Genomic DNA, 15,054 nt, shown 5'->3' with positions numbered 1-15,054 from the left:
CCGTCCCGCCATGGTTCGATTCGGCAAAGTTAATGCTGCCGCTATACCAGCAATAAGCGTGCGCATTTTTGACCGGACGAATGATCCGCAAAGATGGCTGCGCCCCATACGACGCAAGCACTCGGCTCCATAAAACAACGCTCGCGCCACTTTTCGACTATTCGACAAAACCTGGAGATCCCATGAATGCATTCGCTCGCCGTGCGTCGCGCACGTCCGTCAAGCTGATCGCCGCAGCCGCCTGCGTGGCGGCCACCGCTCCCGTCCATGCGCAGTCGAGCGTGTCGCTCTACGGTCAGGTCGACGAATGGGTCGGCGCAACCAAGTTCCCCGGCGGCAATCGCGCATGGAACGTGTCGGGCGGCGGGATGTCGACGTCCTACTGGGGCCTGCACGGCGCAGAGGATCTGGGCAACGGCTACAAGGCGATCTTCACGCTGGAAAGCTTCTTCCGCGCGCAGAACGGCCAGTTCGGCCGCTTCCAGGGCGACACGTTCTTCGCCCGCAACGCGTACGTCGGCATCAGCTCGCCGTACGGCACGGTGACGGCAGGCCGCCTGACGACGCACCTGTTCCTGTCGACGATCCTGTTCAACCCGTTCTACGATTCGTACACCTTCTCGCCGATGGTGTACCACGTGTTCCTCGGCCTCGGCACGTTCCCGACCTATCCGAGCGACCAGGGTGCGGTCGGCGATTCGGGCTGGAACAACGCGGTGTCGTATACGTCGCCGTCGTTCGGTGGCCTGAATTTCGGCGCGATGTACGCGCTCGGCAACCAGGCCGGCGACAACCGCTCGAAGAAGTGGAGCGCGCAGTTCAACTATGCGAACGGCCCGTTCGCGGCGACGGCGATGTATCAGTACGTGAACTTCAACAACGGCCCGCAGGACCTGAGCGCGCTCGTTACCGGGATGAAGAGCCAGGGCATCGCGCTGGTCGGCGCGACCTACGACCTGAAGCTCGTGAAGCTGTTCGGCCAGTACATGTATACGAAGAATGACCAGGTCGCGGGCAGCTGGCACGTGAACACCGCGCAAGGCGGCGTGTCGGTGCCGCTCGGCGTGGGCAACGCAATGGCGTCGTACGCGTATTCGCGCGATGCCGGCGGCCTCGACCAGACGCGCCAGACCTGGGCCGTCGGCTACGACTATCCGCTGTCCAAGCGCACGGACGTCTACGCCGCATACATGAACGACCACATCAGCGGCCTGTCGACCGGCAACACGTTCGGCGCAGGCATCCGCGCGAAGTTCTGACGCGCACGCGCGCTCGGTGCGCCGGCCGCGCGAAAATCACGCGTTCCGGCTGCATGTTTTCCCGCCCGAAACGGCGCCGCCAACCGCGGCGCCGTTTTGCCTTTGTTGACCTTTCTGTTTCCTCGCCTTTGTTACCCTATCTCGTAATTGGACCATTCCCCCGTCATTACGAGCTAGTTCGATGGATACCCTCGTCAGCATGAATGTGTTTCGCTACGTCGTCGAAGTGGGCAGCTTCGTCGGCGCGGCCGAGCGCATGCAGATGTCGGCTGCGATGGCGAGCAAGCACGTGATGCATCTCGAGCAGCAGCTCGGCGCGCGGCTGCTGCATCGCACGACACGACGCGTCGCGCCTACCGAGGCGGGACGCGAATATTACGAGCGCCTGGTGCAGGCGCTGTCCGAACTCGACGAAGCCGGGCAGGCCGTCGGCGCCGCGAGCGTGGTGCCGCAGGGCCGCCTGCGCGTGACGTCGCTGTCCGCGTTCGGGCTGCGGCACGTGATGCAGGCCGTCACCGATTACGCGGGCAAGTTCCCGGACGTGACCGTCGACATGACGCTGTCCGATCGCGTGGTCGACCTGATCGAGGAAGGCTACGACGTCGCGGTGCGCGCGGCGCCGAACGGATTGAAATCGTCGTCGCTGGTCGCGCGGCAGATCGCGACCGCGCACATCCTGCTCGTCGCGTCGCCCGAGTATCTCGACAAGCACGGCACGCCCGAGACGATCGCCGATCTCGCGCACCACAACTACCTGCGGCGCGATTCGAATTCGACGATGCTCGACTCGCTCGTGATCGACGCGGCCGCCGCGTCGCGCGTGACCCTCAACGGCAACCTGATCGTGAACCATCTCGAAGGGCTGCGGGCGGCCGTGCTCGCGGGCGCGGGCATCGCGCTGCTCGGCACCGAGGTGGTCGGCGACGACCTCGAATCCGGCCGGCTCGTACCGGTGCTGCTCGATTCGGTGCCGCCGCACGAGGCGCCGATCTATGCGGTCTACGCGAGCCGCCGTCACGTGTCCGCGAAGGTGCGTTCGTTCGTCGATTTCCTCGCGGCGCGTTTCGAAGGGCAGTCGCTGTGCCCGTCGATCGAAGCGCGCCTGCGCGTGCTGCCGATCACGCGAATCAAGCGCACGGGCTGAGCCGCGCGTCCCGCCGCGGCGGGCGATAAAAAAAGCGCGAACCGCAGCGGTTCGCGCTTTTTGTTTTGTCCGACGGTATTTGCGGCGGCAATGACCGCCGCATCCGTCAGCGTGTGATGCCGAGCCGCGCCTTTGCTTCGTCGTACTCGCGCTTCAGACGCTCGACGAGCGAGCCCACGCTCGGCAGGTCGTCCATCAGGCCGACACCCTGGCCGGCGCCCCAGATGTCCTTCCACGCCTTCGTCTTGTCGCCGCCGAAATTCATCTTCGTCTTGTCGGATTCCGGCAGCGCTTCCGGATCGAGGCCTGCTTTCTCGATGCTCTCGCGGATGTAGTTGCCGTGCACGCCGGTGAAGAGGTTCGTGTAGATGATGTCCGAGGATTTCGCGTTGACGATCGCGCGCTTGTAGTCCTCGACCGCGTGCGCTTCCTGCGTCGCGATGAAGCGCGTGCCCATGTACGCGAAATCGGCGCCCATCGCCTGCGCGGCGAGGATCGAGCCGCCGTTCGCGATCGAGCCGGACAGCACGATCGGACCGTCGAAGATCTTGCGGACTTCGCCGACGAGCGCGAACGGCGACGTCGTGCCCGCGTGGCCGCCCGCGCCGGCCGCGACGAGGATCAGCCCGTCGACGCCGGCTTCGAGCGCCTTCTGCGCGTGGCGCAGGTTGATCACGTCGTGCAGCACGATGCCGCCGTAGCTGTGCACCGCGTCGACGATCTCGCGTGCCGGCGCGCGCAGGCTCGTGATGAAGATCGGCACCTTGTGCTCGACGCAGACGCGCACGTCGTGCTCGAGCCGCGCGTTCGACTGGTGGACGATCTGGTTGACCGCGATCGGGCCGATCACCGCATCGGGATGCTTCGCCTGGTGGTCGGCGAGTTCGGACTGGATCTGCGTGAGCCACTCGTCGAGCAGTTCGGCCGGGCGGGCGTTGAGCGCGGGGAACGAACCGACGATGCCCGCCTTGCATTGCGCGAGCACGAGTTCGGGGTAGCTGACGATGAACATCGGCGATGCGATGACGGGCAGCGTCAGGTTCTGCAGGACGGTGGGCAATGCCATGTGATGTCTCCAGTCTCCAGGGAGGGCCGGCGCCGGCGCGGTCGCGCCGATACCGACACCATGCTTTGCGGTCGAACGGTGATTCGAGTGTAGCTGCGGACGAAGTCGTTCGTCGAGATTAATACGAACGGTCGTGCGATTCTACGCGAGCTTAACAAAATGCGCGGTGTGGCGGCAATCGAGTGAGTGTTCTCTTTCTACGGATTCTGGCGGTTGACCCGCTCTGCAGACGCGCGAGCGCTCCTAAAATAGCCGCCATAACAAACCAACGAGAAATAAACCATGTCGTTTGAGGCGTTTGCACCGTTTCGCGTGACGGTGCAGGACACCGACATCTTCGGTGTCAAAGGCGGCGCGGGTCCGCCCCTTCTGTTGCTGCACGGGCATCCGCAAACCCACATGATCTGGCATCGCGTTGCCGCGACGCTCGCGAATCACTTCACGGTGATCGCCACCGACCTGCGCGGATACGGCGCATCGGGCCGGCCGCCGAGCGACGCGCAGCACGTGCCGTATTCGAAACGGGCGATGGCGGCCGATCAGGTCGCCGTGATGCGGCATTTCGGTTTCGAGCAGTTCCATGTGTGCGCTCACGATCGCGGCGCGCGTGTCGCGCACCGGCTCGCGCTCGATCACGCGGACGCCGTCGAGCGGATGATGCTGCTCGACATCGCGCCGACGCTCGCGATGTACGAGAAGACCGACCGCGCGTTCGCGACCGCGTATTTCCACTGGTTCTTCCTGATCCAGCCGGAGCCGCTGCCCGAGACGCTGATCGGCGCGCATACCGATGCGTACATCGAGCGCGTGATGGGCAACCGGTCCGCCGGGCTCGCGCCGTTCGCGCCCGAGGCGCTCGACGTGTACCGCGCCGCGCTCGCGCAGCCGGGCGCCGTGCACGCGATGTGCGAGGACTACCGCGCATCGGCGACGATCGACCTCGAGCACGACCGTGCGGATCTCGAGCGCGGCAACAAGGTCGCGTGTCCGCTGCGCGTGTTGTGGGGCGAGCACGGGATCGTCGGCCGCTGCTTCGATCCGCTCGACGAATGGCGCCGCGTCGCACGCGACGTCAGCGGCCGCGCGCTCGAATGCGGGCACTACATTCCGGAAGAGGCGCCCGTCGCGTTGATCGACGAACTGCTCGCGTTCTTCGAGGCGCGCGACCCGGCCGCATAAGGGCGTGAGCGGGCGGCACGGGCCGTCCGCTCAGCGGTGCGCGTTGTCGTCCTCGACGAGCGGCGGCAGGCGGCGCGGCACGGGCGTCGATTTCACGATCGCGGTGCTCGTCTCCGCGCGCTCCGTCACCTTCGACAGGATGTCGTCGAGGTGCTCGATCGTGCGCAGGTAGAGCCGGCAGATGAAGCAGTCTTCGCCGGTCACCTTGTCGCATTCGACGAATTCGGGAATCCGCCGCAGCAACTCCTCGACGAGATGCAACTGGCCCGGCAGCGGCTTCACGCGCACGATCGCCTGCAGCGTGTAGCCGAGCGCGCGCGGGTCGAGCTCGACGGTGAACGCGGCGATCACGCCTTGCGCCTCGAGCCGCCGCACGCGGTCGGCGGTCGCGGGCGCCGACAGCCCGATCTGCCGCGCGAGCTCGCTGGTCGCGATGCGCGCGTCGTCGGCCAGCGCCGCGAGGATTGCGCGGTCGGTCGCGTCGAGCGACGCGACGGCGGGTGGGGAAAGGCGTTTCGGCATGATCGCTTTGCTTTCGAAGGTAAATCGGCTGATTCGCTTCAGTTTAGCCGTGGTTGCGGCGAAAGCAAGTTTCTAGAATCGAAGTCATCCACTCTCATCAACGGAGTTCATGATGGCTTCGAATGAAATTCGCCGCGGCGCCGCCGAGATGGTCGTCGCGATGCTGATGTCCGGCACGATCGGCTGGCTCGTGATGTCGTCGCGGCAGCCGCTGACGAACGTCGTGTTCTTCCGCTGCCTGTTCGGCGCCGCGACGCTCGCGATCGTCTGCGCCGCGTTCGGCTTCCTGCGCCGCTCGCTGTTCTCGCCGCGGATGCTCGCACTCGCGGCGCTCGGCAGCGTCGCGATCGTCGCGAACTGGCTGCTGCTGTTCGCTGCCTATTCGCGCGCGTCGATCTCGATGGCGACCGCCGTCTACAACACGCAGCCGTTCATGCTCGTCGCGCTCGGCGCCATCGTGTTCCGCGAACGGATCACCGCGTCGACGGTCGCGTGGCTCGCACTCGCGTTCGCCGGGCTCGTCTTCGTGGTGCGCGTCGAGCCGGCCGTGCTCGCGGTGCCGGGCGAATATCTGGAAGGCGTCGCGCTGTCGCTTGGCGCGGCATTCCTGTATGCGATCTCGTCGATCGTCACGAAGCACCTGAAGGGCACGCCGCCGCATCTGCTCGCGCTGCTGCAGGCCGGCCTCGGCATCGTGCTGCTCGCGCCGTTCGCGCATTTCGATGCGCTGCCCGCGACTGCCGGGCAATGGCTCGACCTCGTCGTGCTCGGCGTCGTGAACACGGGCCTGATGTATGTGCTGCTGTACGGCGCGATCCAGAAGCTGCCGACCGCGATGACGGGCGCGCTGTCGTTCGTCTATCCGGTCGTCGCGATCGTCGTCGATCGCGTGGCGTTCGGGCAGACGCTCGCGTGGACGCAGGTGTTCGGCGCGCTGCTGATCCTGCTCGCGGCGGCCGGCGTGAACCTCGGCTGGCGCATCGTGCCCGCGCGTCGCGCGGCGGTCGGCAACTGAAACGGTCGTACGATTCGGCGTCGCGACGGGGCACCGCCGCGGGTCGCCCCGGGTACGGATTTCGGGAACGAGGATTGCGCACGAAAGGGGCCCGTGCGCACGCGCGAAAGACGCTGTAAGAAGTTGTAGGGAAACACCCGATGCGATGCGGCCGCGTCGCTCGTATGATGCGGGCTGTGACGTTGATCACGTTCACAGGATTCCGATCTCGACGCCGTTCGCCCGTGAGGCTGAACGGCTTTTTTTTATGTTTCGCTGCCGGCGATCATGCGTCGCCGCGCATCGAGCCGCGCGAGCAGCGCGCGCCTCGCGTCGTCGTCCGACGCACGCCACTCCTTGATCTCGCCGCGCGTACGCAGGCAGCCCGCGCACCAGTCGGTGCGCGGATCGATCCTGCAGACGTCCGTGCACGGCGATGCGACCGTGCCGACTACCACTGCCACCGGCACGTCGCTCATGCTTGGTCCCGCAACGCGACATCCGCGACCGGCGCGCCCGTCAGCGACACGAGTTCGTGCGGCGACAGGTTGAACACCGCGTGCGGATGGCCGGCGGCGGCCCACAGGCTGTCGAGCTCGAGCAGATCGGCGTCGATCAGCGTGACGGGTTCGACGAGATGGCCGATCGGGCAGACGCCGCCGATCGCATAGCCGGTGTTGTCGCGCACGAACTTCGCGTCCGCGCGGCCCACCGCACCGACCTGCGCGGCGACCTTCTTCTCGTCGACGCGGTTGACGCCGCTCGCGACCACCAGCACGGGCGCGCCGTCCGACTGCCGGCGAAACAGGATCGACTTCGCGATCTGCGCGACCGAGCAGCCGAGACCGGCCGCGGCCTCGGCCGAGGTCTTGCCGGTTTCGGCGAGCATCACGATGCCTTTCGCATGGCCGCGCTCGCGCAGCAGCAGCGCGACGCGTCGCGCGGAATCGGGGAGGGACTCGAATGAAGCGGGTGTCGTCATGTTGAGGAATCCATCGAATGCCGGGGTCAGGCGCAGGTCGCGGCGTCGTCCGCGCTCTGCGCCTTGGCGAGCAGCGCGCGACCGGCGCGCGACACGTTCGTGCGGCCGATCGCGTTAGAGATGAAGTCGCCGGCGGCAACCACCTGCGCGAGATCGACGCCCGTGTCGATGCCGAGGCCCTGCATCAGGTACAGCACGTCTTCGGTCGCGACGTTGCCGGTCGCGCCCTTCGCGTACGGGCAGCCGCCGAGGCCCGCGACCGACGCGTGGAAGATCTCGATCCCTTCGAACAGCGCCGCGTAGATGTTCGCGAGCGCCTGGCCGTAGGTGTCGTGGAAGTGGCCCGACAGGCGTTCGCGCGGGAACACGCGCGTGACGGCAGAGAGCACTTCGCGCGTGCGCTTCGGCGTGCCGACGCCGATCGTATCGGCGATGTCGATCTCGTCGCAGCCGAGTGCCGCGAAGCGTTCGACGACGTCGACGACCGACGCGACCGGCACCTCGCCCTGGTACGGACAGCCGAGCGTGCACGACACGCTGCCGCGCAGCCGCAGGCCCGCATCCTTCGCGGCCTTCGCGACGGGCTCGAAGCGCGCGATGCTCTCGGCGATGCTGCAGTTGATGTTCCGCTGCGAGAATGCCTCGCTCGCCGCGCCGAAGATCACGACTTCGTCGGCGCGCGCGGCGAGCGCGTTCTCGAAGCCCTTCACGTTCGGCGTGAGCACCGAGTACACGGTGCCCGCGCGGCGCTCGATGCCGGCCATGACGTCGGCGCCGTCGGCCATCTGCGGCACCCATTTCGGCGACACGAACGATGCGGCCTCGATGTTGCGGAAGCCGGCGCGCGACAGCCGGTCGACGAGCGCGATCTTCACGTCGGTCGGCACGAAGGTCTTCTCGTTCTGCAGCCCGTCGCGCGGGCCGACTTCGACGATCTTGACGGCGGTGGGGAACGTCATGGTTGTCTCCTGGTATCTCGGTGTAGGGCGGAATTCAATAACCGCGCGCGTAGTCGACGATGCCGCCGACGGGTTCGCCGCGCTCGAACGCGCGAATCTTGCCGGCGATCTGCTCGACGGCCTCCGCGCGCAGCGTCTCGGCCGAGCTGTGCGGCGTGATCGTGATGCGCGGCGCGCGCCAGAACGGATGGTCGTCCGGCAGCGGTTCGTGCTGGAACACGTCGAGCGTCGCCGCGGCGATCCGGCCGCTCGCGAGCGCGTCGAGCAGGTCGGCCTCGACGAGATGCGCGCCGCGCGCGACGTTGACGACGTACGCGCCGGACGCGAGCCGCGCGAACGCGCGCGACGACAGGATGCCGTCGGTGTCGGGCGTGCTCGGCAGCAGGTTGACGAGCACCTTCGCGCCGTCGATGCACGCGTCGAACGCGCCGTCGCCGGCGAAGGTCGCGATGCCGTCGAGCTGCTTCGCGCTGCGGCTGTAGCCGCGCACGGGCAGGCCGAGCGCGGCGAGCGCGAGCGCAACCTGCGCGCCGAGCACGCCGAGGCCGAGCACGGCGACGGTGAACGTTGCACGCGGATGCGGTTCGAGCGGCTGCCAGCGGCGCTCGCGCTGCTGCGCGTCGTATTCGTCGAAACGGCGCAGGTAGCGCAGCACCGCGTGCATCACGTATTCGACCATCTGCTGCGCCATGCCCGAATCCTCGAGCCGCACGAGCGGCACGTGCGCGGGCAGCGTGCCCGGATGCGCGCGGTCGAGTGCGAGCAGCGCATCGACGCCCGCGCCGAGGTTGAAGATCGCGCGCAGGCCGTCGCGGGGCGCGAAGAATTCGCGCGGCGCGCGCCACACGAGTGCGTAGTCGGCGGCGGCCGCGTCGCCCGGCTGCCATGCGCGCAGCTCGGCTTCCGGCAGCGCGTGCGCGATCTCGTCGCGCCACGCGCCGGCTTCCTGGTGCGGCGAATAGAACAGGATCTTCATTGCGTGACTGCGCGCGCGCCGGCGAGGCGCGTCACCGGAACGGCGAGCGGGGCCGGGCGCAGCGCGCCGGCGGGCGTAGCGGACATCGGGCGTCTCCTGGCGGCCGGGCCCGGCGCGTCGGCGCCCGGCCCGGTTCGGTGTGAAGCTGACGGGAAGCCCACATTCTACGGTTTCGCGGCATATTGCGCCGCCGTGCGGGCCGGCCGCCCGGCGCGGGTCGGAGCCGGGCTGCCGGCTCCGGCTCCGGGGGGCCGGCCCCGGGTCGTCGTCCGGCGGACGGCCGCCCCCGGATGGCCGGCCCGCGCACAAGCAAAGCACAAAATATTGGTTCGGCCGCCGGGCGCCGCGCGCCACAATCGAAACTCGTCTTCAAGCAAGCGAGGGCAATCATGCGCGCATGCAGCAAATCGGCGTGGCCGCCGCGGCTCGTCACCGTTCCGGGCCTGCACGGCAGCGAAGGCGCCCACTGGCAGACCTGGCTCGAGCGGCAGTTCCCGCGCTCGCTGCGCGTCGAGCAGGACGACTGGGACGCGCCCGATCTCGCGCGCTGGGCCCGGTCCGTGCGCGCGCTGCTCGATCGCGAGCGCGGCCCGTTCGTGCTCGCCGCGCACAGCTTCGGCTGCCTCGCGGCCGCGCATGCACTTGCGCAGTGGCCGCATGCGGGCGAGGTCGCGGGCGTGCTGTTCGTCGCGCCCGCCAGTCCGAAGAAATTCACGTTTGCCGGGCCGTTCGATGCGCGCCGGCTCGTGGTGCCGTCGATCGTGATCGGCAGCGAGACCGATCCGTGGATGCCGCTCGCCGATGCGCGCACGCTCGCGCAGCGCCTGGGCAGCGCGTTCGTGAACCTCGGCGACGCCGGGCACATCAATACGGCGGCCGGCTTCGGGCCGTGGCCACGCGCGAAGTACTTCGTCGACACGCTTGTCCATTGCGCGGCGCCGCTGCGCTTTCGCGATACGGACGACGACTTCGACGCCGCGCTCGTCGACCGCGCGCTCGCGCACGCGGTCTGACGGGCAGCGCACGCTGCGCGGCGGCTGCCGCGCCATCCCACGCCGTCGCGCCTACGACGCGGAGACGGGCTGCACCGCGGCCGGGTCCGAATAGCTCGGCCGGCCGTTCTCGACGTGGCCCGCGAAACGGCGCGAGAACGTGCCGTTCGCGCCGTCGCTCACCGTCACGTCATACCATTGGCGGCTCGCTGACGGCATGTTGTCCACCTCTGTTCTGCAGTCGAGGGGCGGAAGCGGTGCGATCAGCTCGGCGAAGATGCCGCGGTGGCCGACGCGGCCGCGTTCGTCGCGGGCTTCGCGTCGTCGTCGTCATCGGGCGGGTAGTGCACGACGGGCGGCGCGAGCGGGGCGGCATCGGACGCGGCGGCGTTCGCGGCGGCATCGCTGTTGAACGCGCTGGCCGAGCCGCTCGATGCGCCGGCCCGCTGCGAAGCATCGGCCGCGTGCGCGTCGTGCGGTGCGTCGTCGCTGCAGGCGGCGACGAAAGCGGCGGCACAAAGAACGACGACGACGGAAACGCGACGCATGACTTCTCTCCTGGCAGGCTGATCGGGAAACGTTTTCGAGTATGCCGATGCGATGCGACGTTTCGGTGAATCGTTTGCGACCGGTGCGCGATCGCGAAATGCTTTCGTCAAACCGACGAACTGCTTTCGTACGCGTGCGTGAGTGCATGCAGCCGGCATGCGGCCATCGCCGACCACCGCCTGTCAGCGCCGCGGCGTCCTGCGCCGCACTTCGCTGCGCAGCCAGTCGAGCCAGGTGCGGATCGCTGCTTCGTGCGGATGGCCGGGGCGCCACACGACGTAGTGCGCATACACGTCGGTCACGCGCACCGTCGACACGCGCACGAGCGTGCCGGCCGCGAGTTCGGGCTCGATCAGCGAGCGGCGGGCGAGTGCGACGCCGCGCCCTTTCAGCGTCGCGTCGATCAGCGCGTTCGCATCGGTGAAGCGCGGCGCGCGCGCGGATTCGGTGAGGTCGAGCCGCGCGGCCTGGAACCACGGCTCCCACGGCTGCGCGGGATGGCGCAGCAGCGTCGCGCGCACGAGATCGGCCGGCGCGCGCGGCGCGACGCCGTCGCGATTGCGGTATGCGGGGCTCGCGACCGGAAAGACCGTTTCGTTCATCAGCTTCTCTGCGACGACACCTGGCCACGTGCCGGGCCCGTAGCGCAGCGCGACGTCGATGCGGTCGCGCTTGCGCAGCGGCGCGAGCGCCACGTCCGGGTGCAGCGCGATCGCGATATGCGGATGCGCGGCCGCGAAGCGCGGCAGGCGCGGCGCGAGCCAGCGCTCGGCGACGCTCGGCAGCACGCTGACGTCCAGCGTGACGTCGCAGATGCGCGTGCGGCTGCGCACGGCGAGTGCAGGCTCGAATGCGCGTTCGAGCACGCTCAGGCCCTGGCGCACCTGCAGCGCGAGCGCGTGCGCGGCGTGCGTCGGTGTCGCGCCGTTGCGCTCGCGCGTGAAGAGCGGATAGCCCAGATGCGCCTCGAGCGTGCGGATGTGCTGGCTGACCGCGCCTTGCGTGAGCGCGAGTGCGTCGGCCGCGCGCGTGAAGCTCTGCAGCCGCACGGCGGTCTCGAACGCGCGCAGCGTCTGCAGCGGAGGGAGGTGGATGCGTCGCATGCGGGTATTAGTAACACTAATGTCCGAGCACGACAATTCATCGTTTGCGGCACCCGGCCACGCGTTCCTACACTCGGTTCCGTCTTCCACAGACCCGTCGGGCCACATCTACATGAACGCATATCGTCTCTATCTTTCGCCGGGCGCCTGCTCGCTTGCCGCTCACATCGCACTGGAGGAAACCGGCGCGCCGTTCGACGTCGAGATCGTCTCCGTGCAGAAACAGCAGAACCTCGAAGCGCGCTATCTCGCGATCAACGCGAAGGCGCGCGTGCCCGTGCTCGCGATTCCGGGCGAGCCGCGCGTGCTCACCGAAACGCCGGCGATCCTCACGTATCTCGCGCGCCGTTATCCGGATGCGCAATTGCTGCCGCTCGACGATCCGCTGCGCGAGGCGCGGTGCCACGAATGGCTCGCCTGGCTGGTCGGCTGGGTGCATGGTGTCGGCTACGGCGCGCTGTGGCGGCCGGGCCGCTTCATCGGCGATCCGGCGCTGCACGGTGCGGTCAGCACGCACGGGCGCGGCACGATCGAGGCAGCGAACGAGACGATCGAAGCCGCGCTCGCCGACGGCCGCCCGTGGGCCGAACCGGGCGCGCATTCGATCGTCGATCCGTTCCTGTTCGTGCTGTATCGCTGGGGTGTCGCGATCGGACTCGACATGACGCGGCATCCTGCGTGGACGGCCCATGCGCAGCGCGAGGCCGAACGGCCGGCTGCGCGGCGTGCGCTGGCGCGCGAGGCGGGCTGACGGATGCGCGGGCGTCGCTGTCTGGGCGGCGCCGCCCGCGTGCGACGCGCGGCCGCTAGCGCACGGCGAACAGCGGATAGGTCGCGCCGGCGATCAGCGCGGTCGCGAGCCAGACCACGCTCCACGAACTGACGGCGAGCAGCGGCGGAATCGCGAGCGGCGTCGCGAACAGCCCGAGGTAGACGATCGTGTTCGCCATCCCGAGCGCGGTGCCCGCGTGGTTCGCGCCCGCGAGCGTCGCGAGTTCCGTGTACGCGACGCCGTGCCATGCGGAGACGCAGATGCCCGCGAACACGAGAATCGCGACGATCGCCGCGAGCGGCACGTGCGGGCTGCCGGCCGTTGCGGCTGCAAGCAGCGCGAACGATCCGGCCGCGACGAGCACCGAACCGCGCAGGTACGCGCGCCGGTTGCCGTGCCGGTCGGTATGACGGCCGCTCCAGACGCGCATCACCATCGCGCCGAGTTGCAGCGCGACCATCGCCGCGCTGATGCCGGCGAGGCCGAGCCGGCCGAAGTCGTGCAGGAACACCGTCGCGAACGTGAGCACCGCGAACTGCGGCGCGCACAGCAGGCCCATGCCGAGCACGATGCGCCACACGCGGCCGCTCGCGAGCGGGCCGCGCGCATGCGGGGCGGGTTGCTGCTGTTCGACGGGACGATGCACGGTGCCATGCACGGCGGCCGGCGCGGCGGGCGGCTCATGCAGCCAGCGCCAGGTCAGCGCAGCCGATCCCGCGCACAACAGCATCAGCGCACCGAACACCGCGGCGAAGCCCAGATGCGACGCGAGCGACGGCAGCAGCGCGGCGCCGACGCCGCCCCCGAGCGGCACGGCCGTCTGGCGGATGCTCATCGCGAGCCCGCGTTCGCGCTCGCCGAACCAGCGCATCACCGCGCGCCCGCTCGACCCGTTTACGCTGCCGCCAAGCAGGCCGACACAGCTCATCGCCGCGACGACGCGCATCAGCGGCGGCACCGCGTGCGCGGTCGGGACGATCGTGCACACCATCAGCGCGAGCATCGCGGCCGTCGCGACGAGCCCGGTCAGCAGCACGCGACGATCGCCGAAGCGGTCGGCGGCCATGCCCCACGGCAACTCGGACAGCGCGACGCCGAAGCCGAGCGCGCCGAGCACGAGGCCGAGCGCGCCGTTGTCGAGGTGATAGGCCGTACGCATCCACACGGCCGTGGTCGGAATGCCGGCCGCGGCGGCCGAAAAGCTCATGTTCGCGGCGACGCCGGCCGCCAGCACGCGCCAGCGGTGGGCCGGGCCGCGCGCGTCGCGGGCGGGCGAGGTGGGGGAAGCGATGCAGGTGGTATCCATGGCGGCAGGCCCGGTTGGAAATTGACATCGACAGTCTGGCGGCCTACATTCATCCTGAAAATCGGAAAGTTTTTAATGAATCGTTCGATAAAACAGGATGGTTGACGTGTCCGGACAAGACCTTCCCCGTGGCGGCGGCGAGCCGCTCGCAATGGCCGATGCCGTGCAGGCCCGGCCCAACTTCGACGTGGCGGCGCTGCGCAGCCTCGTCGCGGGTGTGGATCTCGGCAGTTTCGCGAAGGCGGCCGACCGCGTCGCGCGCTCGTCGTCGGCGGTGAGCGCGCAGATCCGCAAGCTCGAGGAGCAGGCCGGCACGCCGCTGTTCGTGAAAGCCGGGCGCGGGCTCGCGCTGACCGATGCCGGCGACGCGATGCTGCGCTATGCGCGGCGGATGATCGAACTGAACGACGAGGCGGCCGCGGCCGTGCGCGGCGTGAATCTCGATGGCTGGGTGCGTGTCGGGCTGCAGGAGGATTTCGGCGAGGCGATCCTGCCCGACGTGCTCGGGCGGTTTGCGCGCGCGCATCCGAAGGTGAGGATCGAGGCGCGCGTGGCACGCAATGCCGAGCTGCTCGACCGGCTCGATGCGAACCAGCTCGATCTCGCGCTCGTGTGGGGCGACCCGGCGTCGGCGGCGCTCGTGTCGCGGGCGGGGATCGACGGCGAAGCGATCGCGCAGGTGCCGATGCAATGGGTCGGTGCGGCGGGCGCGGGCGGGTTCGGTATGCCGGACGGCGGTGGGGAAGACGGTGCAGGAGGCGATGCGGGAGAAGCGGGCGGCCGTGCGGTGCGCGCGCCTGGCGAGCCGCTGCCGCTCGTCGTGTTCGACCGGCCGTGCCGGTTCTTCGGCGCGGCGACCGATGCGCTCGACCGCGCGGGCGTGCCGTGGCGCGTCGCATTCACGACGCCGAGTCTTGCCGGACTATGGGCCGCGGCGGCGGCCGGCCTCGGGCTGACGGTGCGCTCGCATTTCGGGCTGCCCGCGTCGGTACGCGTGCTCGATGCGGCTTCGTTCGGGCTGCCCGAACTGCCGAGCCTGCCGCTGATCCTGCTGCGGCGCACGTCGTCGGCGACGCCGACCGTCGACCGGCTCGCGCGGATCGTCACGCAGGCGGTGCGGGGCGCGGCGGAGGGGGCGGTGGCGGTGGCGGCCTGACGAAACGTGCGATTGCCGCGGCGCGGTGACTCGGCAGCCCATCTGCCGATCGGTCGAATGGATCGATCGCGCGAACCTGACTACAGTGATGGTCA

The 15,054-nt window shown here is 69.1% G+C and carries 17 protein-coding genes; 7 read left to right on the top strand and 10 right to left on the bottom strand.

The window, feature by feature from the left end; genetic code table 11:
- Positions 1-182: 182 nt before the first annotated feature.
- Together LXM88_RS21170 and LXM88_RS21165 are read left to right on the top strand one after the other, a co-directional pair.
- On the top strand, positions 183-1,259 hold the full coding sequence (locus tag LXM88_RS21170; RefSeq protein WP_262537427.1) for a porin: 1,077 nt from the start codon (positions 183-185) through the stop codon (positions 1,257-1,259).
- 181 nt (positions 1,260-1,440) lie between these two features.
- Positions 1,441-2,403: a LysR family transcriptional regulator gene (locus LXM88_RS21165; RefSeq protein ID WP_262537425.1), complete on the top strand. Its 963-nt coding sequence runs from the start codon at positions 1,441-1,443 to the stop codon at positions 2,401-2,403.
- A gap of 106 nt (positions 2,404-2,509) precedes the next feature.
- On the opposite strand, the gene LXM88_RS21160 is transcribed toward LXM88_RS21165, so the two are convergent.
- Positions 2,510-3,469 carry an NAD(P)H-dependent flavin oxidoreductase gene (locus LXM88_RS21160; protein ID WP_262537423.1) on the bottom strand — a complete coding sequence of 320 codons (960 nt, stop codon included), beginning with the start codon at positions 3,467-3,469 and terminating at the stop codon, positions 2,510-2,512.
- Positions 3,470-3,751: 282 nt separating this feature from the next.
- On the opposite strand from LXM88_RS21160, the gene LXM88_RS21155 reads away from it, so the two are divergent.
- A complete protein-coding gene (locus LXM88_RS21155) occupies positions 3,752-4,648 on the top strand; it encodes an alpha/beta fold hydrolase (RefSeq protein ID WP_262537421.1) in 897 nt (298 codons plus the stop codon).
- A gap of 30 nt (positions 4,649-4,678) precedes the next feature.
- Here LXM88_RS21155 and LXM88_RS21150 read toward each other — a convergent pair whose 3' ends face one another.
- Positions 4,679-5,170 (bottom strand): Lrp/AsnC family transcriptional regulator, encoded by a 492-nt coding sequence (locus tag LXM88_RS21150; RefSeq protein WP_047899190.1) that lies wholly within the window; start codon positions 5,168-5,170, stop codon positions 4,679-4,681.
- 112 nt (positions 5,171-5,282) lie between these two features.
- On the opposite strand from LXM88_RS21150, the gene LXM88_RS21145 reads away from it, so the two are divergent.
- Positions 5,283-6,185, top strand: a complete 903-nt coding sequence (locus tag LXM88_RS21145; protein ID WP_262537419.1) for a DMT family transporter — start codon at positions 5,283-5,285, stop codon at positions 6,183-6,185.
- A 245-nt stretch (positions 6,186-6,430) separates the two neighbouring features.
- Here the strand turns inward: LXM88_RS21145 and LXM88_RS21140 are convergent, their stop codons facing one another.
- From LXM88_RS21140 to LXM88_RS21125, 4 genes are read right to left on the bottom strand one after another with little or no spacing between them, the layout of a single operon-like run.
- Complete coding sequence (locus tag LXM88_RS21140) at positions 6,431-6,643, bottom strand: DUF1289 domain-containing protein (protein ID WP_262537417.1); 213 nt, start codon at positions 6,641-6,643, stop codon at positions 6,431-6,433.
- Positions 6,640-7,146 (bottom strand): YbaK/EbsC family protein, encoded by a 507-nt coding sequence (locus LXM88_RS21135; RefSeq protein WP_262537414.1) that lies wholly within the window; start codon positions 7,144-7,146, stop codon positions 6,640-6,642. The genes LXM88_RS21140 and LXM88_RS21135 overlap by 4 nt, the downstream gene beginning before the upstream one ends.
- Before the next feature lie 26 nt (positions 7,147-7,172).
- Positions 7,173-8,105: a hydroxymethylglutaryl-CoA lyase gene (locus LXM88_RS21130; RefSeq protein WP_262537412.1), complete on the bottom strand. Its 933-nt coding sequence runs from the start codon at positions 8,103-8,105 to the stop codon at positions 7,173-7,175.
- A gap of 34 nt (positions 8,106-8,139) precedes the next feature.
- Positions 8,140-9,081 carry a 2-hydroxyacid dehydrogenase gene (locus tag LXM88_RS21125; protein WP_262537410.1) on the bottom strand — a complete coding sequence of 314 codons (942 nt, stop codon included), beginning with the start codon at positions 9,079-9,081 and terminating at the stop codon, positions 8,140-8,142.
- A 389-nt stretch (positions 9,082-9,470) separates the two neighbouring features.
- On the opposite strand from LXM88_RS21125, the gene LXM88_RS21120 reads away from it, so the two are divergent.
- The gene (locus tag LXM88_RS21120; RefSeq protein ID WP_262537407.1) at positions 9,471-10,094 is read left to right on the top strand and encodes an RBBP9/YdeN family alpha/beta hydrolase; all 624 of its coding nucleotides are present in this window, start codon (positions 9,471-9,473) and stop codon (positions 10,092-10,094) included.
- A gap of 51 nt (positions 10,095-10,145) precedes the next feature.
- On the opposite strand, the gene LXM88_RS21115 is transcribed toward LXM88_RS21120, so the two are convergent.
- From LXM88_RS21115 to LXM88_RS21105, 3 genes are all read right to left on the bottom strand, one after another.
- The gene (locus LXM88_RS21115) at positions 10,146-10,292 is read right to left on the bottom strand and encodes a hypothetical protein (RefSeq protein ID WP_262542892.1); all 147 of its coding nucleotides are present in this window, start codon (positions 10,290-10,292) and stop codon (positions 10,146-10,148) included.
- Between the two features lie 44 nt (positions 10,293-10,336).
- Positions 10,337-10,621 (bottom strand): hypothetical protein, encoded by a 285-nt coding sequence (locus LXM88_RS21110; protein WP_262537405.1) that lies wholly within the window; start codon positions 10,619-10,621, stop codon positions 10,337-10,339.
- A gap of 183 nt (positions 10,622-10,804) precedes the next feature.
- Positions 10,805-11,725 carry a LysR substrate-binding domain-containing protein gene (locus tag LXM88_RS21105; RefSeq protein ID WP_262537402.1) on the bottom strand — a complete coding sequence of 307 codons (921 nt, stop codon included), beginning with the start codon at positions 11,723-11,725 and terminating at the stop codon, positions 10,805-10,807.
- 112 nt (positions 11,726-11,837) lie between these two features.
- Here LXM88_RS21105 and LXM88_RS21100 point away from each other — a divergent pair, with 112 nt between their 5' ends.
- Positions 11,838-12,476 carry a glutathione S-transferase family protein gene (locus LXM88_RS21100; RefSeq protein WP_262537400.1) on the top strand — a complete coding sequence of 213 codons (639 nt, stop codon included), beginning with the start codon at positions 11,838-11,840 and terminating at the stop codon, positions 12,474-12,476.
- Positions 12,477-12,531: 55 nt separating this feature from the next.
- On the opposite strand, the gene LXM88_RS21095 is transcribed toward LXM88_RS21100, so the two are convergent.
- Positions 12,532-13,803: an MFS transporter gene (locus LXM88_RS21095; protein WP_262537398.1), complete on the bottom strand. Its 1,272-nt coding sequence runs from the start codon at positions 13,801-13,803 to the stop codon at positions 12,532-12,534.
- 106 nt (positions 13,804-13,909) lie between these two features.
- On the opposite strand from LXM88_RS21095, the gene LXM88_RS21090 reads away from it, so the two are divergent.
- On the top strand, positions 13,910-14,959 hold the full coding sequence (locus LXM88_RS21090; RefSeq protein WP_412524120.1) for a LysR substrate-binding domain-containing protein: 1,050 nt from the start codon (positions 13,910-13,912) through the stop codon (positions 14,957-14,959).
- The last annotated feature ends 95 nt before the right edge of the window (positions 14,960-15,054 follow it).

This window comes from Burkholderia sp. S-53, assembly GCF_025560745.1.
Classification (GTDB): Bacteria; Pseudomonadota; Gammaproteobacteria; order Burkholderiales; family Burkholderiaceae; genus Burkholderia; species Burkholderia pyrrocinia.
The sequence above is the reverse complement of the archived record's forward strand: the minus strand, read 5'-3'. Positions and strand labels throughout refer to the sequence as shown.